This is a genomic window from Caballeronia calidae (assembly GCF_900044055.2).
Classification (GTDB): Bacteria; Pseudomonadota; Gammaproteobacteria; order Burkholderiales; family Burkholderiaceae; genus Caballeronia; species Caballeronia calidae.
Map to the genome: position 1 here is coordinate 14693 of NZ_FCOX02000062.1, position 25738 is coordinate 40430.

The following is a 25738-nucleotide window of genomic DNA, read 5'->3' on the forward strand; positions in this document are numbered from 1 at the left end:
TGTCAGGCAAAGTGGCAGGCCACGCGCTGCGGCGCGCCGGAACGATGAATCAGGGCCGGCGTCGATTGCGCGCAGATGTCCCGCGCCATCCAGCAGCGCGTGCGAAAGCGGCAGCCGCTCGGCGGATCGGTCGGGCTCGGCAGATCGCCGGTCAGCACGCGCGGCGCGCGCGCACGCTCGACGCGCGGATCGGGAACGCTGGCGCTATCGACAAGCGCCTGCGTATACGGATGCCGCGGCGCCTGCAGCACATCGCGCGCGGTGCCGGATTCGACCACGCGGCCCATGTACATCACCGCGATGTCGTGCGAGATGTTGGCGACCACGGCCAGATCGTGCGACACGAACACGTACGACACGCGCAGATCGTCCTGGAGCTCGCGCAGCAGATTGACCACTTGCGCCTGCACGGAGACATCGAGCGCGGACACCGGCTCGTCGCAGATCACCACGCGGGCCGGGCGCACCAGCGCCCGCGCGATGCCCACGCGCTGCTGCTGCCCGCCCGACAGCGAATACGGATAGCGCGACGCATGCACCGCGTTCAGCCCGACGCGTTCGAGCATCGAGATCACGCGCGCGGCGCGCTCTTTTTTCGGCAGATGCGCCTCGTGAATATCGAGCGGCTCGCGCACGATCTCACCGATCTTGAGGCGCGGGTTGAGCGCGGTGTAAGGCGACTGGAACACCATCTGCACGTCGCGCATCACCTCGCGCCAGCGCTCGCCGTGCAACTGCGAGATGTTGACGCCGCCCACGTGCAGCGTCCCGGCGCTCGGCGCAAGAATGCCGACGAGCATGCGCGAGAGGGTCGACTTCCCGCAGCCCGATTCGCCGACGATGCCGAGCGTCTTGCCGCGCCCGAGCGAAAGGGTCACGTCATCGACTGCGTCGAGCATCAGCGGCCGCGCCGGCCAGGGGCGCGAGATCCGAAAGCGCCGGCACAGGCCGGACGCATGCAGCGCCGGAACCTCGTCGGCGGGCGTCGTCAGTTCATGCACGTTCTGCATACTTCACCTCATCCGGAGAGAACCGGCATAACGTCATGCGGCCATCGGCGAACACGATCGGCCGCGGCAGTTCCGCCGCGCATTCCGGCACCGCGAGCGGGCAGCGCGGATGGAACGCGCACCCTTGCGGAATCGCCTGCGGCGAGGGCGGCGCGCCCGCGATCGCGCGCAGCGCCTCGCCCGGGCAATCGAGACGCGGCATCGCCTTGAGCAGGGCGCGCGTGTATGGATGCGCGGGCGCATCGAACACGTCGGTGACGGGGCCGGTTTCGACCGCGCGCCCGGCGTACATCACCAGCATGCGATCGGCCATGCGCGCCACGACGCCCATGTCGTGCGTGACGATCAGCACCGCCATGCCCAGCTCGCTGCGCAGGCGCATCAGCAGCTGCAGGATCTGCGCCTTGATGGTGGCGTCGAGCGCGGTCGTCGGTTCGTCGGCGATCAGCAGATCGGGTTCGAGCGCCAGCGCGATCGCGATCAGCGCGCGCTGGCGCATGCCGCCCGAAAACTCGTGCGGATAGTGATGCACGCGCTCCTCCGGCGACGGAATGCCCGTCAGCGCCAGCAGCTCGACGGCGCGCCGCATGGCCGCGCGGCGCGGCATGCCGCGATGAACCATCAGCGTCTCGGCGATCTGGAAGCCGACCGTCGTGCACGGATTGAGCGCCGCGAGCGCGTCCTGGCTGATCAGCGCCATGCGCTCGCCGCACAGCCGGCGGCGCGCGCGCGGCGAGAGCGTCATGATGGGCTGACCGGCCAGCGTGATCCGGCCGGTCGTGATCGCGCCAGCGGACAGCAGGCCCATCACCGCCTGCGCCATCGTCGACTTGCCCGAGCCCGACTCGCCGATCACCGCGAAGACTTCGCCGCGCGCGAGGCGAAAGCTCAGATCGCGCACCACCCGCACGTCGCCGGCGCGGGTGCCGAACGACACGTTCAGGTCGGCGACGTCGAGGATGGGCGTATCCGCCTCGCTGCGCAGTGTGGACACGTTCATTTCGCCGAAACCTTGACCGTGGCGAGGTCAAAGTTGTCGCCGAAGCGTGCGTCCCACTGGAGCCGCTTCGAGAAGCCGTAGATCGATGCCGCCTGCCACACCGCCGCGACGTAATAGCGGTCGTGCACCAGTTGCTGCGCGGCCTTCCAATCCTCGGCGCGCTTCGCGTCGTCCATCTGGCCGGCGGCCTGCGCGGCCAGCTTGTCGAACTCGGGGTCGGCGGTCACGCTGAGCGGCGAGCTCGAGTTGAGAAACGAGTTCATCTTGCTCGCGTCGCCCTCGCCGAAATCCCAGCCGATGATGTAGAACGGCCCGCCGCTGCGGCTCTGCATCATGCCGATCAGACGGCCCCACTCCATGACCTGCGGCGTGATTTTGAAGCCCGTCGAGTTGAGCTGGGCGTTGATCGCCTGATAGATGTCGCGGTCGTTCACGTAGCGGCCATCCGACGTGTACGTCTTGAGCTCGATCGCCTTGCCGTCGAGCTGCGCCTTGGCGTCCTTGCGGTCGGTCGGATACGGCCTGATCGCCTTGTCGTACTGCACGACGGTCGGCGCCATCGGCGGCCCCAGCACGCGGCCGTACTTGCCGAGCAGATGCGTCACGATGTTGTTCATGTCGAGCGACTCGACGAACGCCTTGCGCACCTTGATGTCGTTGAACGGCGGCTTGCGCGAATCGAGCAGCAGCGTGTGCACGAGCCCGTCCATGCTGGAGATGACCTTCGCGTTCTGCGACTTGTCGATGCGATCGACATCCGCGATCGGCACGCGCTGGATGATGTCCACTTCCCCTTGCAGCAGCGCGTTGACGCGCGTCGAGTTCTCGGGCACGAAGGTGAAGCGCCCGACCGAGACGTCCGGCGCGGTGCCCCAGTACGTCGGATTGCGTTCGAGCGTCAGCGCACTGCCCTTGCGCCATTCGGTCAGCTTGTACGGGCCCGATCCGAGCGGCTTGTCGTTCGCTTCCTGCTGGCTATGCGATTCGAAGTAGTGCTTCGGCACGATGAACACCCGCCCGCTGCCGCCGATGGGCTGCATGCGACGCGGCAGCAGCGGATCGGGCGTCTTCGTGCGGATGTCGACCGTGGTCGGATCGACGACGATTACCTCCGAGATCGACGCGATCTGCGACGCGTGCGGCGAATTCGTCGCCGGGTTGAGGATGCGGTCGATCGAAAATTTGACGTCTTCCGCGGTCAGCGGCTTGCCGTCCTGGAACTTGACGTCGCTGCGCAGCTTGAATTCCCACAGCGTCGGCTCCTTGAGCGTGTACGACGTGGCCACGTTCGGCAGCAGCTTGCCGTTGCTGGGATCGAGCGCGAGCAGCGTGTCGTAGATCTGGCTCATGATCGCCATGTCGGGGCCATTGGCCGTGCGCGCCGGATCGAGCTGATCGATGCCGCCGCTCAGCGCCACGCGCACTTCGGCGCCCGCCGGCGGCGCGGCGTGCGCGGCCGGCAGATTCACGCAGAGGAGCACCGCGCATGTCAGCGCGCGCCACGCCTTCGCCAGGGAATTTGCTGCAACTGGTTCTCCCGCTTTCATGAGCTACCTCTTCAAGTTGAGATGCGTCAGTGGGTGAGGGACACGGCGTCGTCAGCGCCGGTTCAGCTTCGGATCGGACGAATCGCGCAGCTGTTCGCCGAGCACATTGATCGACAGCACGAGCAGAAAAATGCAGGAACCCGGAAACACGGTGAGCCACCAGGCAGTGTCCATGTAGTCGCGGCCTTCGCTCAGCATGCGTCCCCACGTGGGCGTGTCGGTCGGCACGCCGAGGCCGACGAAACTCAGGCCGCTTTCCATCACGATCGCCGTGCCGAGCGCGAAGGTGGCGAGCACGAGCACGTTCGGCAGCACATTGGGCAGGATGTGGCGCAACAGCACCCGCCAGGTGCTGCCGCGCATCACGAGCACGGCCTCGACGTATTCGAGCTGGCGGATCTGGTTGGTGTCGGAGTACGTCACGCGCGCGAACGGCACCCAGCTGCCGAGTGCGATAACCGCGATCACGAGCGGCACGCTCGGGCTCAGGATGCCGACGATGGTGATCGCGAGCAGAAAGAACGGAAACGACAACTGGATGTTCGACAGATACAGCAGTAGGTCCGCGACGCGCCCGCCGCGATAGCCCGCTAACACGCCCGCGCAGATCCCGATCGCGGCGGCCAGCGCGACCGCCGCGATCGACACGAACAGGGCGGGCCGCGCGCCCATGATGAGCAGCGACAGCACGTCGCGCCCGAGCGCGTCGGTGCCGAACCAGTAGCGCCCTTCCGCGCCCGTCGCGCCGGCGGGAAGCAGGCGGCTGCCGAGATCCTGGAAGGTCGGGTCGAACGGCGTGATGGCATCGCCGCCGAGCGCCGCGACGAGCGTGAGCATCAGGAAGGCGATGCAGAACACGATCATCATCGGCTGGCGCGCGACACGCCGGCGCAGCCGCGCCCAGGGCGAAATGGAGAGCGTGGAGGGAGTCATGTTTTCCTCAGCCGCGGATTCACGATCCGGATCACGATTTCAACGAGTACCGTGATGACCGCGAAGATCACGGCGACATAGGCGACCACGCCCTGAATGATGGGGAAATCGCGCCGCTGGATCGATTCGATGGCGAGCCGTCCGATGCCCGGCCACGAGAACACCGTCTCGGTCAGCACCGCGCCGCCGAACAGCGAGCCGATCTCCAGCGCGATCAGCGCCAGCACCGGCACGATGCCGTTGCGCATCACGGTCCGGAAGATCACGCGGCGCTCGGGCATGCCTTTCGCGCGCGCCGCGTTGACGTAGCTCGCGGGTAGCACTTCGAGCATCGACGAACGCGTGAGCCGCGTGATGCCCGGAAACACGAACAGCGCCAGCGTGATCGACGGCAGCACGAGATGCCGCCAGCCGCCGATGCCGTAGGTCGGCAGCCAGCCCAGGCCGACCGCGAAGATCTGGATCATCAGAAGGCCCATCCAGAACGACGGCACCGACGCGCCCATCACGCTCACGACCTGCACCGACCGGTCGAGCAGCCCGCCGCGCCGCGTCGCCGCGAGCACGCCGAGCGGGATCGCGAACACCAGCGCGATCACGAGCGACGTGCACGCGAGCAGCACCGTGTTCGGCAGGCGCCGCATGATGATGGCGGTCACGGTGTCGCCGTCGAAGTACGAGCTACCGAACTCGCCCTGCGCGGCGCCTTCCATGTAGTTCAGATATTGCCGCGGCACCGGCTTGTCGAGCCCGAGCTGCTTCTGCAGCGCGAGACGCTGTTCGGCGCTCGCGTCCTGCGGAAGGATCTGCGCGGTCGGATCGCCGCTCAGGCGCACCATGAAGAACGTGAGCGTCATCGCCGTCAGCACGACGCACAGGCCCAGCCCGATCTGCTTGCCGATGAGATGCAGCATGACGCTAGGTCCTTTCGGAGGCTTTGCCGCCGGCGTAGTACTGCGTGCGCCACGCAATCCCGGCGCTCGGACCTTCCTGCATCACGCGGCGCTGGAATTCGCTGCGCGCTTCGTCGTCCATGAACGAGAGATACGCGGCGGCTTCCACCCAGCTGTCGATATGCGCGGCCATCCCCTGCGCCTCGTAGGCGCGGTTGATGCCCACCTTGTTGATGGTCACCGCCGACGGCGGCAGACGGCACAGCGTCTGCGTCAGCGATTCGACGGCGGCGTCGAGCGCATCGTCCGCCACGACCGCGCTGACGATGCCCATGCGCAGCGCCTCGGCCGCCGTGAACTGCCGGCCGGTCAGAAGGATGTCCTTGGCGATCTTGTGATTGACGAGCCACGGCACCATCATGAACGCGGGACCTTCGCCGAACAGGATCTCCGGCTCGCCGAGGCGGCAGCTTTCGGCGGCGATCGTGAAGTCGCACGGCAGCACCAGTTCGAACGCGCCGCCCATGCAGTAGCCGTGAATCGCCGCGATCACCGGCTTCTTGCAGCGCCACACCGCCCAGCGCGCCCGGTTGGCGATTTCGTGCAGCGAATGCAGCCGCTCCTCGTGCGTGCGGTCGCCCATTTCGAGCGTCAGATCGAAGCCCGCCGAGAACGCCCGGCCATTGCCGCGCAGCACGATCGCGCGGCAGGCGGGATCGGCGCTGGCTTGCGTCACGCGTTCGCCGATGAACGCGTAGATCTCCGGCGTCAGCGCATTGAGCTTTTCGGGGCGGTTCAGCGTGATCGTCATCACGTTGTCCCGCGTCTGGACCAGCGGCATCGGAATAGTCACGTCGGCTCCTTGTCGTTCAAAGCGATCGCGGCATCGACCGGAATCAGATCCCGGCCGACGATCATGACGGGGTTGCACTCCACGCTCTCGATCGCGGGATCGGAGCACAGCGCGGCGTTCAGCTGATTGAGCAGGTCGGCGAGCGGACCGGGCGGCACGGCGGGCTCGCCGCGGAATTCGCCCCATGCGCGGGCGCTGGTGAGCCGCGCCAACGCGCGCGCCACGCGTGCGGGCGTGGCCGGCAGCAGGACCACGGCGACATCGTCGAGCGCTTCGGCGAGCACGCCGCCGAGACCGACGATGCCCAGCGACACGAGCGACACATCCCGCCGCACGCCGACGATCAGTTCGCGGCGCCGTCCGAGATCGCGCGTCACGGTGAATCCCTGTAGCGTGTGCGCGCCGGGCGCCTGCGCGACGCTCGCCGAGATCCCCCGCGCCGCGTCCTGCACGGCGCGGGCATCGCCCAGTCCGGTGCGCACGCCGCCGAGATCGCTCTTGTGCGCGACGCCCGGCAAAATCGCCTTCACGACGGCCGGATAGCCGATCCGCTCGCTGGCTTCGGCCGCGGCTTCCGGCGAATCGGCGGTGAGCACGACGGGCAGCTTCACGTCGTATCCGGCGAGCAAGGCGTACGCGCCGACTTCGGTGGCGTAATCGCGCGATGCGGCGTCCGCCACGGTCGGCCGCGCAGGCTCCGCGCGCCGGGGCAGCGGCTCGCCGGCCCGCGCGAGAAAGCGCCCGCGCTGCCGGAGCGCCGCGAGCGCCACGCCGATCGACGCAATCGAATCGAAGCACGGCACGCCCGACTCGCGCATCGCCGTGAACGAAGGATGCGAGCGGTCCGCATACGGCGTGTAGAACACGATCGGCTTGCCGAGCTTCGCCTGCAACGCGCCGAGCAGCGGCGCCGCGCTCACGTAGTCGTGCGGGCTGTCCTTGCCGAGCCGGCCTTCCTTCCACAGACCGTAGAGGCCGTAGTTCACGGCGGCGTCGAGCGACGGACACATCGTCATGACCAGTTCGGTCAGGGAGGAGAACAGGCTCGGATCGTTGATGAAAGCGCCGGTCATGTCGACGGGATTCTTCTTCGGCGCCCACGACGGCAGGAGGCCGCTCAATCTGTCGACGAGTTCGACGGGGAATTCCGGCACCTTCAGGCCCACCGATTCCACCTCGTCGGTGCAGACCGTCGAGTGGCCGCCGCCGGAGCCGACAATCGCGACATCGTCGCCGGTCATCGGCGGGCAGCGCATCAAGGCTTCGGCGACCGGCAGCAGATGCTCCATCTGCGTGACCTCGACGATGCCCGCTTCCTCGAACAGCGCGCAATAAACCCGCTCCGCCGACGACAGCGACGCCGTATGCGATTCCGCCGCGCGCCGCCCCGCCGACGCCCGGCCGCCCTTCAGCACGACGATCGGCTTGATGCGGCTCACCCGCGAGCAGATTTCGAAGAAGCGGTCGCCGCTTCCCGGGCGCAGCCCTTCGAGATAGATCGCGATGACGCGCGTGTCGTCGTCCTGGCCGAGATAGTCGATGTATTCGTGCATCGGGATATCGGCCTGATTGCCGAATCCGACGAAGCACGAAAATCCGAGATCGTGTTTGCGCGCCTGATCCCACAGCGTCACCGCGACGTTGCCGCTCTGGGACACGAACGCCACTTTGCCGGCCGGCAGCGGCGTGATTTCGGTCAGATTCAGGCCCCAGGGAAGATTGAACAGGCCCATGCAGTTCGGACCGACGATGCGCATGCCGTGCGCGTTGCAGGCACGCACCATGTCGGCCTGCAGGCGGGCGCCCTCCTCGCCCATCTCCGCGAAGCCGGCGGTGAACACGACCGCGAACGCCGCGCCGCGCGCCGCGGCCGCTTCGAGCACCGCGAGCGTCTGCGCCGGTCCGAGCAGATTGAAGGCGACGTCGATATCGGCCGGCTGATCCTTCGCGTCGGTGTGGATCGTGTGGCCCTCGAGTTCGCCGGCCTGCCTGCCGAGCAGCGAGATCTGCCCGCTGAATCCCGCATCGAGCAAGGCGCGCAGGAACTTATAGCCCGCCTTGTCCGTGTCTCTCGATACCCCGAGCAACGCGACGTGCTGCGGCTTGAACAGGCGATGCAATGGGTGTTGGGTGGCCATGTTCGGATCAGGCTCCGGAGTGGTCTGAAGAAGGGAGAGACGGCAGGTCGGCGAAGCGCGGCGCGCGCTTTTCGAGGAACGCGGCAATGCCTTCGCGCGAATCGGGCCCCTGATGCATCGCCAGGGCCGTCTCGGCTTCGTAGCGCTCCGCGGTGCGCGTGCCGTCGCGCAAGCCGAGATTGACGCCCGACTTGACAGCCTGCACCACCGCGGGCGAGCGTGACGCGATGACGGCCGCCATCGTCATCGCTTCGGCGAGCGCCTGGCCGGTCGGCACGAGGCGCGACACGAGCTCGAAGCGGGCGGCTTCCCCGGCGCTCATCGGCTCAGCGGTCAGCATCATTTCGAGCGCCCGCGCCGGTGGGATCAACTGCGGCAAGCGGTATAGTTGACCGCCCTCGGGAAGCAGCCCGAGCCGTGCGCCGGGCGAACCGAAGACCGCGTTCTCGCTGGCGATGCGCAGATCGCAGGACAGCGCGAGCATGAAGCCCGCCGCCCAGCAATGGCCATTGACCGCCGCGATGACCGGCTTGCGCATGGTCAGCGGACGCACGAACGGCGCTTCGCCGACCGTGCTGCGCGCGTGCTCGCCGGAGGCGAGCTCGTTGAGGTCATGGCCGCTGGAAAACGCGAGATCGCCGGCGCCGGTGACGATCACGACGCGAATGCGCTGGTCGGCCTCCGCCGTGTTGAAAGCCTCAAGCAGCGCAACCGACATCGATTCGTCAAACGCGTTGCGGATCGGCTCGTTGCAAATGGTCAGCAGCCGTATCGCATCACGCGTCTCCACCAGGATTTCGCCCATAAGCTTCGTGCTCCGAAATGGCATCGTCTGCGCGGATGCGCCCGTCGAGAACATCGGCGTGCAGTCTATGCCCAAAAATAATACACCATGTTCGATTTCGAACTTGATGTCTTGTTGCGGATTCTATGTCTGCCATATTTGGCCTTGTATGCCGGTTAACCCGAGGATCGATCCATGCCCACCGCTGAAAGACACATCAGTGAAATGAATGATGATTGCCCGGAGAAATAGATTTCAAGAATAGAGCGCGTCGCCGAGCGCCCGCGCGTCGTCGCGTCGGGCGGAGCAATCAGTTATGGCGATGGCGTCAAGAGAAGCGTGCGGTTTCGCACGTTTGGCATGCACGACGAATCGTCGTGCCCAGACTCTCAACCAGAATGCCCGGATATCGATGGGGAGCGATCAATCGAGGGGCCTGGACTCCGCAACTCTGAATGACGGAAACTGGCCGACGGCCGAAGATCTCGGCAGCGGCCCGCAGGTCCTCAGATTTTTGCTGTTTGGCGAGTGCATGGCTTTCGGTGACTCGACTATGATGATCTGTTAACGGCCTCGATTTCGCAGCAATACGGGAAGACCTCCAAACGGCGACTATGGGAGGCGCAATGAGCGAGCAACAAAACGTTCAACTGGTGCAGCAGGCCTATGCTGCTTTCAGCAAAGCCGATATTGATGGCGTCCTGAAAACGCTCGCCGCTGATGTCGACTGGTTCATACCTGGGCCGACAGAGATCATCCCATTCGCTGGTAAAAGGCACGGGCCGCAGGAGGTCGCGGAATTCTTCAGTGCGCTTGCTGCGGTTCAGACTGCGGAACGGTTCGAACCTCTGGAATTTCTTGCCAGCGAAGACAAGGTCGTCGTGCTTGGGACGCAGCGCTGGCGCGTAAATGCAACCGGCGTTACGTACGAAGATGAGTGGGCGCACGTCTTCATGGTCAAAAACGGAAGAATCACGAAGTTCAAGGAATACCACGACACGGCGGCTGAAGCGGCGGCCCATCGGCCATAGAAGTATTGGTTTGCATCTCAGTCGGCCACGCTGCCGGACCGCTTGATCAGGCAGTCGGCGAAATTAAGGGCGACGAGACGCGCGTCACGTTGAGGTCAAGCTGTAGTCCGGACGGCTGACGACCGCACGCGCCATGGGCGGGTCGGTCCGACCTGGTCGGCCGAACCCGACCCTTAGGAGTCGGCCATCGCAAATAGAAACGAAAGGCCGATGGCAGATAACAGCGGACCTTTCACCTTTTGTTCAAGCTCTCGAAATCACGATTCTCTTCAACAAGCTTGATGAGCAGCGGTGACGGTGCCCAGAAAAAGCTGTCCTCAGCCGCATACGTCTGGATTTCATTCAACATGGTGTGCAAACCACGGTCGTCGGCATACCTCATCGGGCCGCCACGGTATCTGGGAAAGCCATATCCATGAAGCAGCGTTACGTCGATGTCGAGTGGTCGTAGTGCGATTCCTTCGCCAAGCACGTTGGCTGCCTCATTGACCATTGCCGCGATGTATCGAAGCACAATCTGGTCGTCCGTGAAAGCTCGTGGCGTCACACCTGCTCGCCGACGCTCATCCTCGATAATTTTCTCGACTTCAGGGTCGGGGACGCCAGTTCTCGCGCCTTCAGGATACAGGTAGAAGCCTCGTCCAGTCTTCTGGCCGAACCATCCTCTCTCGCACAGGCGGTCGGCGACCTCCACGTATCGCGAGCGGCTGTCACGCGTTTTTGCCCGACGCTTGCGCGTCGCCCACGCAATGTCGCCGCCGGCGAGGTCCATCACCTGATACGGACCCATCGCAAATCCAAATCCGCCGTTGCGCTTCAACCTTGAAACCGCCGAGCTTTGCCCAGGAGGTCCCGCCATGTATTGGTAGAAGGCATAGGCGGGGACTGATTGTCGAACTACCCCGTATATACAGTTGCGGTCATTCCGGCACCACGACTGTAGCTGGCGAGCGGGCGTCTGATTTTCTTGTTTGCAGACCCAGCAAGCAGAGCAAAGACACTGCGGCAAGCGCACTGTAGAACACGGCCAGCGCCCACCACTGTCCCGGCCAGGCATGCGCAAGCACAGTCCCGATGATTGGAGTCAGGCCGCCCGCCAGGGCAGCACACGACTGATACGAAAGTGAGATCGCTGAGTAGCGGTATCGCACATCGAAGGCATCGGTCATCAGTCCGGCCATCACGGCGTACGAGCCTGACATGCACATCACGGCAATAGCGATGCCGACGACGATGCCGATGGGCTTTCCGGTCGAAACCAGGATGAACATCGGATACGGCGACAGCATGGCCAGCCCTGCAGCCCACGCAAGGAACTTCTTCGCCCCGACACGCTGCGCGAGCCATCCCGAGAAGAGTTGGTTGAAAAAGTGCACGAAAGCGACCATGAAGAGGCAGTCGAGCATGAGCGAACGGCTGATTCCAAGCGTTTCCGTCGTGAAGCTCAACATGAACGTGTTACAGAACCATGCGCCTGCGACACCAATCACATTGGCACCAAGGCAGAGGAGTACCGTGCCCCATGCGTTGCTCAGCACATCAAGGATGGGTAGACGCGCGGGCTTCTCGCGCTTGGCGGCAGCAGCGAACTCCGGGGACTCGGAGACGCCCGAGCGGATGAAGATGCCAACGATCAGCAAGACCGCACTGAGCAGAAACGGGATGCGCCACCCCCAATCCATCAGCTGTTCTTTCGGCATGTGTCCGACCGTACGGAACGCGAGCAGTGCGAGAATCAGGCCGGCCGGGCTGCCCAGTTGCGCGAACGACGCCAGGAAGGTGCGCTTGGCCTTGGGCGCATGTTCGCCCGCCATCAGGACTGCGCCGCCCCATTCGCCGCCAATCGCAATGCCCTGCGCCACTCGCAGCAGCACGAGCAAGACGGGAGCAAGCGCGCCGGCAGAAGCATAGGTTGGCAGGAAGCCGATGCCAACCGTGCCAATCCCCATGATGGCGAGCGTCGCGACGAGCGCCTTCTTTCGCCCGATTCGGTCACCTAGGTGACCGAAAACGAGGCCGCCAAAGGGTCGTGCGAAGAACCCTACCGCGAAGGTGCCGAACGAAGCGAGCGTACTGTAGAACGGGTCGCCCTGCGGAAAGAACAGCTTGCCAAACACGAGCGCCGAAGCCGTCGCGTAGATGTAGAAGTCGTACCACTCAATGGTGGTGCCGACAAAGGCGGCGAAGGCCGCGCGACCAGGCTGGCGCGTCGGACTTCCTTGCACGGTGGTTTGCATCGATTGTCTCCTGAAGATTTCCGGTCTGAGGGCGCCGGTTTGGTTCGAATGCTTGAGTGTTGTTGGATGTCAGCCTTTCAGTACTCCGGCCTCGAACAGACGCCGTTGTGTCGCATCGTCGATGCCGAGTTCATCGAGCACCGCGCGCGTATCTCCGCCCAGTGCAGGTGGCGCCGAGCGGTACGTGGCCGGTGTTCGGGACAATTTGATTGGCGTACCCGTACCGCGATACGAACCGATTTCGACAATCAATTCACGGTGAAGCGTGTGCGGATGGTTGGCGACGGCGTCCACCGTTTGGACCGGCCCACACGGCACGCCACCACGAATCAGCTGGGTGGCAAGCGACTCGCATTCGAGCGAGTGCATCAAGCCTTCGAGCACCTCTTTGAGCTCGCCACGATGCGCGCAGCGGCTCTTGTTGTCGACAAAGCGCGCGTCTTGCGCGAGTTCCGGCGCGTTGAGATGGCTGACCAGCTTCGCGAACTGCCGGTCGTTCCCGACAGCAAGGAAGATGGGAGCGGTCGCGGTTCGATAGCTGTCGTACGGTGTGATATTCGGATGCGCGTTCCCGCTACGCTGTGGCGTGCGCCCGTTGCCGAAGTAGTTCGGCAGATGCGGATGCAGGAGCGAGATGCCGCTGTCGTACAGCGCGATATCGAGCGATTGACCTCGACCACTCTTCTCCCGCTCCGCGAGGGCGAGAAGAATGCCAGCCAGCGCATTGAGGCCGGTCACCATATCGACGACGGGAAGCCCGACACGCAACGCGGGACCATCGGGCTCACCGTTCACGCTTATCAATCCCGCCATCGCTTGAATGGCCGCGTCGTACCCGGGCAAGCCGCCCAAAGGGCCATCTGGTCCAAAGCCGGAAATTGCACAATGAATCAGCTTCGGGAATCGTTTCGAGAGGCGAGCGTAGTCCATGCCCCAACGTCCGAGGGTTCCGGGCTTGAAATTCTCAACGAGTACGTCAGCGCCTTCGAGCAGTTGCCAGAGAATGTTGCGGCCTTCTTCGGAAGACAGGTCGACGCAGATGCCTTGCTTATTGCGATTCACACCCACAAAGTACGACGCAGTCTCGCCGACAAACGGAGGTCCCCAGCCGCGGGTCTCGTCTCCATTGGGCGGCTCGAGCTTGATGACTTGCGCGCCGTGGTCCGCCAATGCCTGCGTGCAGTACGGTCCACCCAGCACGCGGCTCAAATCGATGACGCGAAGTCCCTGAAGTGCGCCCGTAACCTGACTTGTACTCATCACACGGTCTCCAGGCTCGCGGGCATGAGCGACATTGCCTCCTCGAGCGTCATCGGTGCTTCGTCGACGAGCTTGCGAATGACGATTGCATCGGCACTGACATTCGCCGGAGCCAATGGGTCGCGTGGCATGAGCTTATGTTTGACGATGAGATGAGCGAGCGCCAAGCGACGGAAGTCATTTCCCACGCATGCGGCTTCCGTCGCCATGAAGATGGCGCTCGTTGCGTTATAGACAGCGCTGGCGGCTTCACGCACGCTTTCATCACGGCCGCATTCGGCGACGCTGTCCATCGCTGCGCTCGCACGCTTGAAAACGCCGCGGAGCAACTCGACCGACTCTTCGGGCACCGCAGCTTCGTCGAGTAGAGCATTGAGATACTGCCCGAGCGACTCGAGGGAGCCTTCACGGCGCGTTGCTCTTGCCACGTCGAGCGCGACGATGTTGCTTGTTCCTTCCCAGATGGAGCCTAGATGGGAATCGCGCACGAGCCGCGGGTCGGCCCACTCTTCGATGTAGCCAACACCACCGCGAACTTCCATCGCGTCGCCCGTTGCCTTTCTGGCGTCACGGCATGCGCGGAATTTCACCAAAGGGGTAAGGATGCGAACGCACTTGGCTGCGAGCGCTTCGCCACGGTCGGACTTTGGAAGCAGCGTCGCTATTTGCATGAACATCGAGCGAGCCTGTTCGGCGGGCAGCATCATCTTCATCAATTGCCGTTGCATCAACGGCATCTCGATGAGCTTGCGGCCAAATGCCGAGCGGTTCCGGGCGACGTGATGTGCTTCGGTGAGCGCGCGGCGCATCAACCCTGCGGCACGCACGCCATTCGAGAGGCGCGACATGTTAATCATATCGGCCATCTGTTGGAAGCCACGCCCTACCTCTCCGATGAGGTAAGCCTCGGCGCCTTCGAGAACGATTTCGCCGCTCGCCATCGAACGGCTTCCGAGTTTGTCCTTCAGTCGGACGATGTGATACGCGTTGCGCGTGCCGTCTTCAAGCACCTTCGGCAGCAGGAACAACGCGAGGCCCTTAATGCCTTCAGGCGCATCGTCGGGCCGAGCCAGCACCATCGCCAGGTCGGCGTCTGCGTTTGAGCAGAACCACTTGTCGCCAGTCAGCTTCCAGATTTCTTTGCCGTTCGCATCGACGCTGCGCGTGGCGCGCGTGACTGTGCGGCCCGTGTCGGAACCTGCCGCTTGCTCCGTCATGAACATCGCACCCTGGAAAAGCGTGTCGAAATCCTGCGAGGCAAGCATCGGCAGATAGCGGTCGACCAGTTCTTTCGACCCGAACTTTCGCAGCGTGCGGGTGAGCGAATCGGTCATGCTCACAGGGCAACAAAGACCGAACTCAGCTTGCACGAAGAGGTACGTCAAAGCGTACTTCACTAACGGCGGCGGAGCATCGCTCCGATGGCTCATCGATGCAAGCCCAAGTTCGCTGTACGCCACGCGTTCGAGCGCGACGTAGTCGGGGTGCTTTTCGATGCGCTGGAGCGCTTCACCGCGCCGAGTCCGCTGCTTCAGTACCGGAGGATTGTGGTCGGCATTTGTCGCCCAAACGTCGAGCTCATCCGAAGCGCGCTGGCCCAGGTCGACCAAGCGGTCTTTGACGACGTTGTACGTGCTCTCGCCCAGGAAGCTCTTGAGCAACGGGCCAAATGAGGGGTCGCTGGTAAAGAAATTGATGCCGCGGCTGTCGGGGATGTTCGAAGTCGCGGGCTCTTGCCGTTGGTCGGCCATGGAGTGTCTCCTGATTTAAGTGCGGCGCGTCAGTCCGCCGCCGTCGTTAAATTCAGGTTACGAGTCACGTCGATAACCGTCCAATACAATCGATGGCATGTGCGATAACATGTATTTATCGTTGAGGAGCGGCAACCGATGGAACTCAGACAACTCAGGTACTTCGTAGCGGTCGCTGAAGAGCTGCATTTCGGGCGCGCAGCGCGCCGGCTGTTCATCTCGCAACCTGCGCTGAGCTTCGACATCAAGCGCTTTGAAGAGCAGATGGGCGTGCAGCTCCTGGAGCGCAGTAGCAAGTCGGTGGCGCTCACCAATGCCGGGCAGGTCCTGCTCGGAGAGGCTCAACGGCTATTGCAGCAGGCTGACGAAGTGGCCAAGGTAACGACGCAGTCCGCGCACGGGCTGGCGGGCCGCCTGCGAATTGGTTTCGTGAATTCGATGCTCTATCGGGGCTTACCCGAGGCGGTCGAGCGATTCGAGGTCGAGCATCCGACCGTTGAGATTGTGCTCAAGGAGATGAACACAGCCGAGCAAATGCGAGCGCTCCAGCAACTCCAGATTGATTTGGGGTTCGCCCACTGGGGTCACTATCCGGCTGAAATAGAGACTCAGCTATGGATGTCCGAGGCATTTCTATGCTGCCTCCCGGTCAATCACCAACTCGCCAAAAAGAAGCGAATCGACCTGCGCAATCTGCAAAACGAACCTTTCATACTTTTTCCACGGGCTGTCTCACCGCACTACCACGACCAAATCATTGCCACCTGCGTCGAGGCCGGCTTCAGTCCAAAAATCAGGCACGAAGCTCGTCTGTGGCAGACCGTCGTCACCATGGTTGAGTTCGGGATGGGGGTCGCGCTAGTGCCTCAAGCACTCGCGCGGACCCAATCTCAGCGTGCCGTGTTCATACCGCTGGAGCGCAATCCGTTCTCGTCTGAAATCCTGCGTCTGACGCGCACAGGTGGTCAAATGGCCCTCACTGAGAGCTTCCTAGAAGCGCTCGAACACGGTCATCAGTAAATATCGCTATCGACGCCGTGAACTCGATTGGTTTGGGTATTGGGCGATGGTCGCGTCAACGAACTTCTTGACGCACGGCGCGACCTCGCGCGTTCGATAGGCCAGCGCCAGCTCAATTTCGTCTCGAAAGTCGGAGACCGCCCGAAAGGCGACATCTGCGGGTGCGAAGGATTTCATCGACTGCGGTACGAGTACGACCCCGTAGCCTGCCGTCGTCATGCACAGGGCCGTGACGAAGTCGGCCACGCGATACCGCGGCTCCGCATTGAAGCCACCGCACCGCCCCAAATTGGCCAAATTCTCTGCCAGCCCCTCGCTCTCGCTGAACTGGGGGACGATGAACGCCTCGGTGCACAGCTCACGTGCCGAGATGGACGAAGATTTCGCGAGCGGATGGTCTTCGGACAGCGCAATCATGAGGTCTTCCCGCATGACAACTGTCGCCGCAACACCCTCCGGGTATTGGGAGCGCGAGCGTAGGAGCCCGACGTCGAGCTGACCGTCGCGCAAACTCTCAAGCTGACGCGGGGTTTCCATCGAGTTGATGTGCATCTCGACCTGTGGATTCGCTTTTCGGAAGGTCTTGAGTGCAGCCTGGAGTACCCCCGTAGACACTGCGGAGCCAACATACCCCAGCGAGATGTTTCCAACTTCGCCCCGGGCCGCGAGCCGGCCCACGGCCTCGGCCCGGTCCAGTTGGCGAAGGGCTAGAGTCGCTTCCACGAGGAGAAGCTCGCCCGCGTCAGTCAGCGTAACCGCCGCGCGCTTATTGCGGTTGAGCAGTTTGACGCCGAGGTCCGCCTCGAGCTTTTTGAGCTGCTCGCTCAAGACGGACTGCGCCACGCCGAGCCGGTCCGCTGTGCGCGCGAAGTGCAGGTCCTCTGATAAAGCGACGAACACCCTCAGCTGCCGGCTATCCATTTATTCGACTTTTCCGATTAAAAAAAACAGTTTTGCCAGTTTATCCGAACGTGAGGTTGGCGTGAAATGCCGTCTATACCAACACATGGAGTCGGAGATGAACGCCCCCGTCGAAGCACAAGCAGCCCATCAGCTTTTCAGCATCCAGCCGCATGCCCAGCACGGCCGGCTGCGTATGATTGAACTCAGCGAAGACGCGCTCGCTGGATTCTTCGCAAAAGTGAAGAGCGTCGACGTGCAGAATCTGCAGTACGTCCCCTTCATGCGATACATCCTTGCGCACGAGCTCGACCAAGCGCTCGGTGGCACATTCGGCACGACGATTTGCAACATCGCACGGGACCGAGCCAGCGGCGGTTTTACGGTGGGCGTCCAGGGCGTGACGACCGATAGCGACGACTACGTGAAGTTCGGCACTGCCGTCGCGCATCTGCTGGGCACGAGCAACCATGACGCAATGTCGGGCACCTACTACGCCCGCTTTCTCGTGAAGGACACCGACTCGAGCGATTCGTACCTGCGTCAGGCCTATCGACTCTTCACGCTTCACACGGACGGCACCTACGTCGAAGAAGAAACGCACTGGCTGCTCATGATGAAGTTCGACGAGGTCAATGCCACCGGCGGTGAGTCACGCCTGATGCACCTGGACGACTGGAGCGAGCGTGACAACTTCGCGAAGGACCCGATGGGGGCGCTTCCCTTTATCTACAAGGCTCCGGGCTCGAAGAACGTCGCCGCTCCTGTCGAGCGCCCGCTCTTTTTCCATTCCGAGTTCGGTCTTGCGATGTCGTTCATCGACCAGTTTGTCCAGCCGCGAACCATCACTGAAGCGCAGTTCCTGCACGCGATGTCCTCCTCGATGGAGAAATCATCTGCCACGAAAGAGGTCTCGTTGCCGGCGGGCGAGCTCGTCGTTGCAAACAATTACTTCTGGCTTCACGGGCGTGCCCCATTCAAGAAGCACCCTGAGTTGCATCGCGAATTGATGCGCCAACGCGGGACCTTCGCAAAATGAACGCACGCGTCCCTGTTCGCATCCCTCTTCGCGGCGCTGACGCAGATGTCATCATCATTGGTGGTGGAATAGTCGGCGTCTCCACCGCAATGCAACTGACCGAGCGCTTCCCTTGGATGAAGGTTGTCCTGCTCGAAAAGGAAGGCTCTCTTGCGGTGCATCAATCCGGCCACAACAGCGGCGTCATTCATGCCGGCGTGTACTACGCGCCTGGCAGCCTGAAGGCCGACTTCTGTCGGCGCGGCGCTGCCGCGACCTACGAGTTCTCGCGTCGACACGGCATTCGCTTCGAGCAATGCGGGAAGCTCATCGTTGCGACCAACGAACTCGAAGTGAAGCGCCTCAAGGACCTCTTCGAACGGTGCAAGCAGAATCAACTTCAACCGGAATGGTTGAACCAAGGCGACTTGACGACCGCGGAGCCTCGAATTGTCGGCGAGGCCGCGATTCGGGTTGCGTCCAGCGGCATCGCAGACTACCCGTCTGTCACGCGTGCGATGGCGGACGTCGCGCAGGACAACGGTGCGTCCATCTTGCTCGGTCAGCGCGTGGTCGGAATGCGCGAGGACAACGACGGCGTGACTGTGACCACGGAAAGCGGAACCTTCCGGGCAAAGCACGCGATTGTCTGTGCCGGTCTGATGGCAGACCGGCTTGCCCGCATGTGCAAGCTCGAATCCGACTTCCGCATTGTGCCCTTCCGGGGTGAGTACTATCGCCTGCCCGAATCCAAAAACGACATCGTCAAGCACCTCATCTACCCGGTGCCGGACCCCTCGCTGCCATTCCTCGGTGTCCATCTAACGAGGATGATTGGTGGCTACGTGACAGTCGGCCCGAATGCTGTGCTCGCCATGGCGCGCGAGGGTTACAGGTGGCGCGACGTCAATATCACTGATTTAGCGGGTATGGCGTCGTTCGGTGGATTCTGGAAGATGCTCAAGACCTATGGTCCGTCTGGCATCTCAGAAGTGCGCAACTCGCTCTGGAAGAAAGGCTATCTCGAGCTTTGCCAGAAATATTGTCTCGAGTTGCAACTCTCCGACCTCCAACCTTACCCCGCTGGCGTTCGTGCGCAAGCGGTGTCGGCCGACGGCTCGCTCATCCACGATTTTCTCATCCAGCCTTCGAAACGCAGTCTGCATGTCTGCAACGCCCCGTCACCCGCAGCGACCTCGGCTATCCCGATTGGTGAGCATCTCGTTAGCGCCTTCGCCAAGGAATTCAACCTGGTGCCTGCCGCCGCCGCATCCGTAGCTGCCTTGTGATAACGGTCACAGCATTGCCTAGAACAAGGAATTTTTGCATGAAAGACGTGTACATCTGCGATGCCATTCGCACGCCCATCGGACGGTATGGTGGAGCTTTGTCATCGGTACGCACTGATGACCTGGGCGCAGTTCCGATTCGAGCGCTTATTAGACGCAACCCTGCTGTTGACTGGGGCCAAGTCGACGAAGTCATCTATGGCTGCGCCAATCAAGCGGGTGAAGACAACCGTAACGTTGCCCGCATGAGCGCGCTACTTGCAGGCTTACCCGACTCGGTGCCCGGTGCCACCATCAACCGGTTGTGCGGCTCGGGCATGGATGCGGTAGGCACCGCCGCCCGGGGCATTCGATGCGGCGAGACGCAACTGGCCATCGCCGGGGGTGTGGAGAGCATGAGTCGCGCGCCGTTTGTCATTCCAAAGACTGCAACGCCATTTTCACGCGACGCGCAAATCTACGACACGACCATCGGGTGGCGCTTCATCAACAGCGTGATGCGAAATCAGTACGGTGTTGACTCGATGCCCGAGACGGCTGAGAACGTCGCAGTACAATTCCATGTGAGCCGCGAAGACCAAGACCGCTTTGCTCTCCGCAGTCAGCAGAAGGCCCTGAGTGCACAGGCAAATGGCATCTTCGAGAACGAAATCGAACCGGTCTCTATCGCGCAGAAGAAAGGCGAGCCGACGGTCGTAAGTCAAGACGAGCATCCTCGCGACACGAACATCGAGTCTCTCAGCCGGTTGAAGGGCGTCAAGCCGCAAGGTACAGTCACTGCGGGCAATGCATCCGGCGTGAATGACGGTGCCGCAGCACTTCTGTTGGCAAGCCCGGAAGCAGCATCCCGTTACGGCCTCAAGCCGAAGGCGCGAATTCTCGGCATGGCAACGGCGGGAGTCGCGCCACGTATCATGGGTATCGGCCCGGCGCCCGCTACCCAGAAATTGCTGGCGCAACTTGGCATGCAGATGTCGGACTTCGACATCATCGAGCTCAACGAGGCATTTGCGTCCCAAGGCATTGCGACGTTGCGCCTGCTCGGCCTTAAACCCGATGACGAGCGAGTCAATCCGAACGGTGGCGCGATCGCGCTTGGTCACCCGCTCGGCATGAGCGGAGCGCGCTTAATTACGACGGCAACGTATCAGCTCGAACGGACTGGTGGCCGCTTCGCACTTTGCACCATGTGCATCGGCGTGGGCCAAGGTATCGCGATCGCAATCGAAGGAGTTGCCCAGTAACCTCGAACCGCGCTTCCATCCGCCTGGAAGCGCGGGTAGGCCCCTCACAGTTACCCAGCTTAGACAGGGACGGCGGTCCATGGCCACGGTGACTTGTCACTTCAGCGTTGACAACGGATTCATGGTGCTGCGGAGCGAGATTTCCGTGCCTCGAGCGACCGCTTATAAATAAAGAGACGCCGCTGGGGTGTCTTCGGTTAGCGATACCGAATGTCCTTTTATGGCCGATCCCGGAAATTTGTCACCGGCAGCCGCTGGCATCGTAGCGGTGTGTCGCCTGTGCCGTGCTGCGGTCCTGAAGGAAGCGCAACGTCACGCATTAGGTTAGGCCCCTGAGTTAGGCGATGCACGAGCAGCTGCCGCGACAATCCGCGCCTGATCGTGAGCTAACAGAGGACAAGTGTTGCGGCGACATCACGTGGCAACCGCGCCAGTTTGCGAGGCCGCCCCGGCTTACGGCCTTGCCGCTCATATTAGCGAGTACGCGCTCGGCGCTGGTGGCGATAGCCAATTACTGCGAGCACCGCACAGCATGCAAGCGTTGCGATGACCTCCTCCCGATGGTCTTCGCTACGTATCATTACCACGAATGCGCCGACGATTAGCGCTACGACCAGAAGACCGAGCCAGGGGTGTAGCCACATCTTCACTTTGAGCTTCGAACTTCTGATCAATCGAGTGCGAAGCCTCAACTGACTGATCGCGATTGCAAGATAGACGACCAACGCGATCGCGCCAGTCGAGGACAGCAGCGTATCAAACACATACTTGGGAGCGAGATAGTTCGCTGCAACAACGACAAAGGCTATAAGCGTCGACCCGATTACTGCGGCGACAGGAACACCCGCAGCGTTGGTATTGGTCACCAGCGCGGGAGCCTGACCTCTTGATCCGAGCGAGAACAACATGCGCGAAGCGGTGTACAAGGCCGAATTCAAGCAGCTTCCGACTGCTACAAGCACAAGAATATCCACAAGGAGCTTCGAATACGGTACGTGAAGCATTTGAAGCGTAGCCTGGTACGAACCAATCTTCGTCAGCTGCGGATCATTCCAAGGAACGAGACAGATGATGATGAAAACTGAGCCGATATAAAACAGCGAGATCCTCCAGACCACAGACGTGATAGCACGAGAAATTTCCCGGGCGGGATTGGCAGACTCGGCAGCAGCAATCGTCACAACCTCCGTTCCGAGATAGGTGAACATCGTGGTAAGCAGCGCACCTACGATCGGGGTCCACCCGCGCGGCATGAAGCCGCCATGGCTTGTGAGATTGGAGAGAGGTTGGACATGGACGCCGGGGATAGCGCCGCACAGAGCCAATACACCGCAGCCGATAAACAGAATGATGCCGGTCACCTTAATGATGGAGAACCAGAATTCGAGCTCGCCGTAGTGTTTCACGCTGGCGAGATTGGTGCCAGTCAGCAGCAAGGTGACGAAAAGCGAGAATTCCCACATCGGAACCTGAGGAAACCATCCCGTCAGGATATTCGCCGCCGCGGTCGCTTCAAGGGGAATCACCAGCACCCAAAACCACCAGTACAGCCAACCGATCGTGAAACCCGCCCACGGTCCAATTGCCTTGTCAGCGTACGTCGAAAACGATCCAGAATCGGGCATCGCGCAGGCCATTTCGCCTAGCATTCGCATGACCAGTACGACGAGAACGCTTGCGAAGAGATAGGCGAAAATCGCCGCGGGTCCCGCTTCAGAGATCGCGTGACCTGAACCGACGAAAAGACCCGCCCCGATGCTGCCACCGATCGATAGCATCACGACATGACGTTGCTTCAGTCCACGCCCCAGAGCGTGGCGTTCGTTGTCGAGCGATGCTTCCGCCAACTGGTCGGACGCAAACGTATCAAACTTCACGACGGACTCGGGTCGTGTACTTCGAGCGGACTGTGCCATTGTCTCTTCCTTTGCCTCATGTGTTTTAAATACACCGGAGGCGCGCTGATGGCTGCCGCTTCCGGGACTTGCAAGATGCGCTCACGAGCAGAACGATCGCTCGCTAAAGTCGATAACGCCGAGCGACGGCGATCGCCATCTAGTAGCGAGACGAGCGCGCAGGCTGGGCCGACCTTTCTCGAGCCTCGTCGCGATTGCTTGTCGTCGGGATGTGCATCTGCAGTGGTCGTAGGCTATGCGCCGCTACTTGGGCGCACAAGCGAAATAACCTCATGGGCCCCTCGTTTGTGGAATAGCCATCGTCGGTCCACGCCCGACGAATCTCCGTCGAGGTTGCCGATATGCGACGAAAGCGGAGCGACATCCTTGGCCAAGAAGGCCACGCGATCGAAAAGACAAGTTTTTTGCGGGTCACCCCGTGAATGCGGCCCTCCGGTCCACCCTATTCCAAAATCGAATAGATCCCGCGTTTATTTCGTTTGTGCTACCGACAGATCTCATGCACCTTAGCGTCACGGCACATTTCGGAGGCTACCGTGCAAAAGATTCAGAAGTTTCCCCAAGTCGATGGGGATCTGGGTTGGCTGGAATCCACACCTGATTTCACTGCTCCTCTCGGCCAACGGGTCAAGGGCGCGCAAGAATTCGATGTCGCAGTGATCGGTGCCGGCTTTACCGGCCTCTCCTTTGCACTGCGCTTCGCGGAACTCGAACCGTCGGCACGTATCGCCGTCGTTGACGCGCTGCGTGTTGGCGAAGGCACGTCGGGCCGTAACGCCGGATTTCTGATTGATCTTCCGCATAACCTCGACGGTGGCAAGACTGACGTGAGCTACGCGCGTTCCCTTTACAAGCTGAACGTGTTCGCGATCGAGCGACTGCGAGCGTTCAAGGATCGGTTCGCGATTCCGCTCTGGGACGATGCGGGCAAATACATGTCTGCGCATGAAGAGAGCAACGAACCGGGACTCGCGAGCTTCAGTAACATGCTCAGTGAAGCAGGCTTCGAATATGAGACCTTGTCCGGTCGTGACCTCGAAAAGCGACTTGGGACGAGCTATTACCGGTCGGCTGTCTACACGCCCGGCAATGTGCTCGTCAACCCTGCCGCGCTTGTGCGCGGCCTCACGAAGGCTTTGCCGAAGAACGTAACGTTGTTCGAGAATAGTCCCGTCCTGGGCGTCGAATACGGAACGCGCCATCAGCTGCGTTTCCTCGGTGGCACCATCTCCGCGCCGACCGTGGCGCAGGCCACCAACTCGTTCTCGGAAGAGTTTGGAAAAGTGTCACGTCGACTTGCCCCTGTCTTCACCTACGCGAGCTTGACGCCTCGGTTGACGGACGAGCAGATCAAGAGGCACTTCAATGGCGTGCAATCGTGGGGAACCACATCTGCTCACCCGGCAGGCAGCACCGTACGCTTCACAGTCGACAGACGAATCTTCGTACGCAATACGCTCGACTTCCTGCCTGAGCTGATGAGCACGCGTACCGATCTGGATACCGCGTGGATTCAGCACCGCAAGTCGTTCGAAGCCCGCTTCCCCTTCCTGAAAGAGATGGCGTTCGAATACACATGGGGCGGCATGCTCGCGATGACGATGAATCATGAGCCCGTGTTCGCGGATGCCGGGGGCGGGGTGTATGTGATGGGCGGATGCAACGGCGTGGGCGTCGTCAAGGGGACGTATCTCGGATACTACATGGCGGACCACATCAAGAATCTCCAAAGCGACAACCTGACTTTCATCCAGCGGCACTCCAGCCCTTCCTGGGTGCCCCCCGACCCGCTCCGTACTGTCGGGGCTCGCATGCGCCTCACACGAGAGTCGGCGGCTGCCGGCGGGGACATCTAGGCAATTGGCATTGACGCGCGCGGCGGGGTCCATATTGGCAGGAGCACTACTGCCGCCGACGCGGCGCGCGATGCCCGCACTTTCGCTTTCACTTTTTCTTTTACTTTCACGATGGGCAGCATGATTAGACGCATTCAACAAGACGCGAGAATGGCGCAGCTGGTCGAGTACAACGGTTGCTTCGAAACGGCCGGGCAGGTCGCGGCAGACCCCTCGTGCGGCATCGTCGAACAAACCCGACAAGTACTCGGGTCGATCGACGAACTACTATCCGAGATCGGTCGCACCAAAAGCGATCTCACGCGTGTTCAAGTCTGGCTTGCCGATATTCAATATTTTGACGAATTGAATGTTGAATATGAACGCTGGCTTGAAGGATTCGAAAAGCCAGTACGGGCCTGTGTCGAAAGCAGGCTTGCTGGCCCGGATTATCTAATCGAAGTACAGGTGTTTGGTCAGGCTCGCTGAGGCTCCTCGGTCAGAGCCGGCCGGTCGTTATGGCCAGCTCGTCCGCTGCCAACGTTGCGCGCTCGGGCCCTCATTTCGCCGTCCTCCCGTCGATCCTCCTCAACCCGCTGACGGCTTCATGCCCATTCCCTGAGCTGACATACCTCTTTCCTAAAAGGAATACGATATACCGGCGTTCCGCAAAAAGCTGTTTGTTGATTGGCGGGATGCTGTCTTTTGTGGAATAGGTCGCGCTCATGAAGCACCAGAACCTCCGCCTGCTGAATACCTTACCTACGATCGAAGCTCTGATTTGCTTCGAGGCGGTTGCACGCTGCGGAAGTTTCACGCGAGCGTCGCGCGAACTGCTGCTGTCGCAAAGCGCCGTGAGCAAGCAAATCAGGGCGCTCGAGGAAGTGTTGCAATGCGGACTGCTCGACCGGCATGCCCGCGGCATTCACCTCACTGCAGCGGGCGCACGTTTCCTCGAAGAGATAGAGCCCATGCTCTACAAGCTCCAGCGTGCGGTGTTAAGGATCGTTACCGAAATAACTTCCCGCTATGCAGCGCTTGTTGAGTAGATGCGGTAGTTCCATGCAGGCAGGGTTGGG

At 62.0% G+C, this 25738-nt stretch carries 21 protein-coding genes and 1 pseudogene; 8 read left to right on the forward strand and 14 right to left on the reverse strand.

Annotated elements, in window-relative coordinates; all coding sequences use genetic code 11:
* Positions 1 to 2: 2 nt before the first annotated feature.
* Genes AWB78_RS33900 through AWB78_RS33935 form a run of 8 tightly spaced genes read right to left on the reverse strand, consistent with a single transcriptional unit; the run spans position 3 to position 9233 of the window.
* Positions 3 to 1010, reverse strand: a complete 1008-nt coding sequence (locus AWB78_RS33900; protein ID WP_062610996.1) for an ABC transporter ATP-binding protein — start codon at positions 1008 to 1010, stop codon at positions 3 to 5.
* Positions 994 to 2010, reverse strand: a complete 1017-nt coding sequence (locus tag AWB78_RS33905) for an ABC transporter ATP-binding protein (RefSeq protein WP_062610997.1) — start codon at positions 2008 to 2010, stop codon at positions 994 to 996. Before AWB78_RS33905 ends, AWB78_RS33900 begins: the two co-directional genes overlap by 17 nt.
* Positions 2007 to 3557: an ABC transporter substrate-binding protein gene (locus AWB78_RS33910; protein ID WP_062610998.1), complete on the reverse strand. Its 1551-nt coding sequence runs from the start codon at positions 3555 to 3557 to the stop codon at positions 2007 to 2009. Before AWB78_RS33910 ends, AWB78_RS33905 begins: the two co-directional genes overlap by 4 nt.
* A 51-nt stretch (positions 3558 to 3608) precedes the next feature.
* Positions 3609 to 4490, reverse strand: coding sequence for an ABC transporter permease (locus AWB78_RS33915; RefSeq protein ID WP_062610999.1), 882 nt, complete (start codon positions 4488 to 4490; stop codon positions 3609 to 3611).
* Positions 4487 to 5404, reverse strand: coding sequence for an ABC transporter permease (locus AWB78_RS33920; protein WP_062611000.1), 918 nt, complete (start codon positions 5402 to 5404; stop codon positions 4487 to 4489). The genes AWB78_RS33915 and AWB78_RS33920 overlap by 4 nt, the downstream gene beginning before the upstream one ends.
* 4 nt (positions 5405 to 5408) lie before the next feature.
* Positions 5409 to 6236: an enoyl-CoA hydratase/isomerase family protein gene (locus AWB78_RS33925; RefSeq protein ID WP_082883520.1), complete on the reverse strand. Its 828-nt coding sequence runs from the start codon at positions 6234 to 6236 to the stop codon at positions 5409 to 5411.
* On the reverse strand, positions 6233 to 8374 hold the full coding sequence (locus AWB78_RS33930) for an acetate--CoA ligase family protein (RefSeq protein ID WP_062611002.1): 2142 nt from the start codon (positions 8372 to 8374) through the stop codon (positions 6233 to 6235). The genes AWB78_RS33925 and AWB78_RS33930 overlap by 4 nt, the downstream gene beginning before the upstream one ends.
* 7 nt (positions 8375 to 8381) lie before the next feature.
* Complete coding sequence (locus AWB78_RS33935) at positions 8382 to 9233, reverse strand: enoyl-CoA hydratase/isomerase family protein (RefSeq protein WP_332460128.1); 852 nt, start codon at positions 9231 to 9233, stop codon at positions 8382 to 8384.
* 551 nt (positions 9234 to 9784) lie between these two features.
* On the opposite strand from AWB78_RS33935, the gene AWB78_RS33945 reads away from it, so the two are divergent.
* Positions 9785 to 10189 (forward strand): nuclear transport factor 2 family protein, encoded by a 405-nt coding sequence (locus AWB78_RS33945; RefSeq protein WP_062611018.1) that lies wholly within the window; start codon positions 9785 to 9787, stop codon positions 10187 to 10189.
* A gap of 232 nt (positions 10190 to 10421) precedes the next feature.
* Here the strand turns inward: AWB78_RS33945 and AWB78_RS33950 are convergent.
* The 4 genes and pseudogenes from AWB78_RS33950 to AWB78_RS33965 all read right to left on the reverse strand — a co-directional run.
* Positions 10422 to 10991, reverse strand: a pseudogene (locus AWB78_RS33950) (3-hydroxyacyl-CoA dehydrogenase family protein); the annotation flags it as partial.
* Between the two features lie 118 nt (positions 10992 to 11109).
* A complete protein-coding gene (locus AWB78_RS33955; RefSeq protein WP_062611005.1) occupies positions 11110 to 12426 on the reverse strand; it encodes an MFS transporter in 1317 nt (438 codons plus the stop codon).
* Between the two features lie 69 nt (positions 12427 to 12495).
* Complete coding sequence (locus AWB78_RS33960; RefSeq protein ID WP_062611006.1) at positions 12496 to 13686, reverse strand: CaiB/BaiF CoA transferase family protein; 1191 nt, start codon at positions 13684 to 13686, stop codon at positions 12496 to 12498.
* Positions 13686 to 15437 carry an acyl-CoA dehydrogenase family protein gene (locus AWB78_RS33965; RefSeq protein ID WP_062611007.1) on the reverse strand — a complete coding sequence of 584 codons (1752 nt, stop codon included), beginning with the start codon at positions 15435 to 15437 and terminating at the stop codon, positions 13686 to 13688. Before AWB78_RS33965 ends, AWB78_RS33960 begins: the two co-directional genes overlap by 1 nt.
* A 138-nt stretch (positions 15438 to 15575) precedes the next feature.
* Here AWB78_RS33965 and AWB78_RS33970 point away from each other — a divergent pair, with 138 nt between their 5' ends.
* On the forward strand, positions 15576 to 16457 hold the full coding sequence (locus AWB78_RS33970) for a LysR family transcriptional regulator (RefSeq protein ID WP_062611008.1): 882 nt from the start codon (positions 15576 to 15578) through the stop codon (positions 16455 to 16457).
* Between the two features lie 6 nt (positions 16458 to 16463).
* Here AWB78_RS33970 and AWB78_RS33975 read toward each other — a convergent pair whose 3' ends face one another.
* Positions 16464 to 17378, reverse strand: coding sequence for a LysR substrate-binding domain-containing protein (locus AWB78_RS33975; RefSeq protein WP_062611009.1), 915 nt, complete (start codon positions 17376 to 17378; stop codon positions 16464 to 16466).
* Between the two features lie 97 nt (positions 17379 to 17475).
* Between AWB78_RS33975 and glaH the strand changes: the two genes are divergently transcribed.
* Genes glaH through pcaF form a run of 3 tightly spaced genes read left to right on the forward strand, consistent with a single transcriptional unit; the run spans position 17476 to position 20908 of the window.
* Positions 17476 to 18396 carry a glutarate dioxygenase GlaH gene (gene glaH / locus AWB78_RS33980; RefSeq protein ID WP_062611010.1) on the forward strand — a complete coding sequence of 307 codons (921 nt, stop codon included), beginning with the start codon at positions 17476 to 17478 and terminating at the stop codon, positions 18394 to 18396.
* A complete protein-coding gene (lhgD, locus tag AWB78_RS33985) occupies positions 18393 to 19664 on the forward strand; it encodes an L-2-hydroxyglutarate dehydrogenase (RefSeq protein ID WP_062611011.1) in 1272 nt (423 codons plus the stop codon). The genes glaH and lhgD overlap by 4 nt, the downstream gene beginning before the upstream one ends.
* A gap of 38 nt (positions 19665 to 19702) precedes the next feature.
* Complete coding sequence (gene pcaF, locus AWB78_RS33990; protein ID WP_062611012.1) at positions 19703 to 20908, forward strand: 3-oxoadipyl-CoA thiolase; 1206 nt, start codon at positions 19703 to 19705, stop codon at positions 20906 to 20908.
* 473 nt (positions 20909 to 21381) lie between these two features.
* Here the strand turns inward: pcaF and AWB78_RS33995 are convergent, their stop codons facing one another.
* The gene (locus AWB78_RS33995) at positions 21382 to 22686 is read right to left on the reverse strand and encodes an amino acid permease (protein ID WP_062611019.1); all 1305 of its coding nucleotides are present in this window, start codon (positions 22684 to 22686) and stop codon (positions 21382 to 21384) included.
* Positions 22687 to 23360: 674 nt separating this feature from the next.
* Here AWB78_RS33995 and AWB78_RS34000 point away from each other — a divergent pair.
* The 3 genes from AWB78_RS34000 to AWB78_RS34010 all read left to right on the forward strand — a co-directional run bounded on the left by AWB78_RS34000 (position 23361) and on the right by AWB78_RS34010 (position 25708).
* Positions 23361 to 24680: an NAD(P)/FAD-dependent oxidoreductase gene (locus AWB78_RS34000; RefSeq protein WP_062611013.1), complete on the forward strand. Its 1320-nt coding sequence runs from the start codon at positions 23361 to 23363 to the stop codon at positions 24678 to 24680.
* Between the two features lie 120 nt (positions 24681 to 24800).
* A complete protein-coding gene (locus tag AWB78_RS34005) occupies positions 24801 to 25148 on the forward strand; it encodes a RidA family protein (protein WP_062611014.1) in 348 nt (115 codons plus the stop codon).
* Positions 25149 to 25384: 236 nt separating this feature from the next.
* Positions 25385 to 25708 (forward strand): LysR family transcriptional regulator, encoded by a 324-nt coding sequence (locus AWB78_RS34010; protein WP_062611015.1) that lies wholly within the window; start codon positions 25385 to 25387, stop codon positions 25706 to 25708.
* Positions 25709 to 25738: the final 30 nt, after the last annotated feature.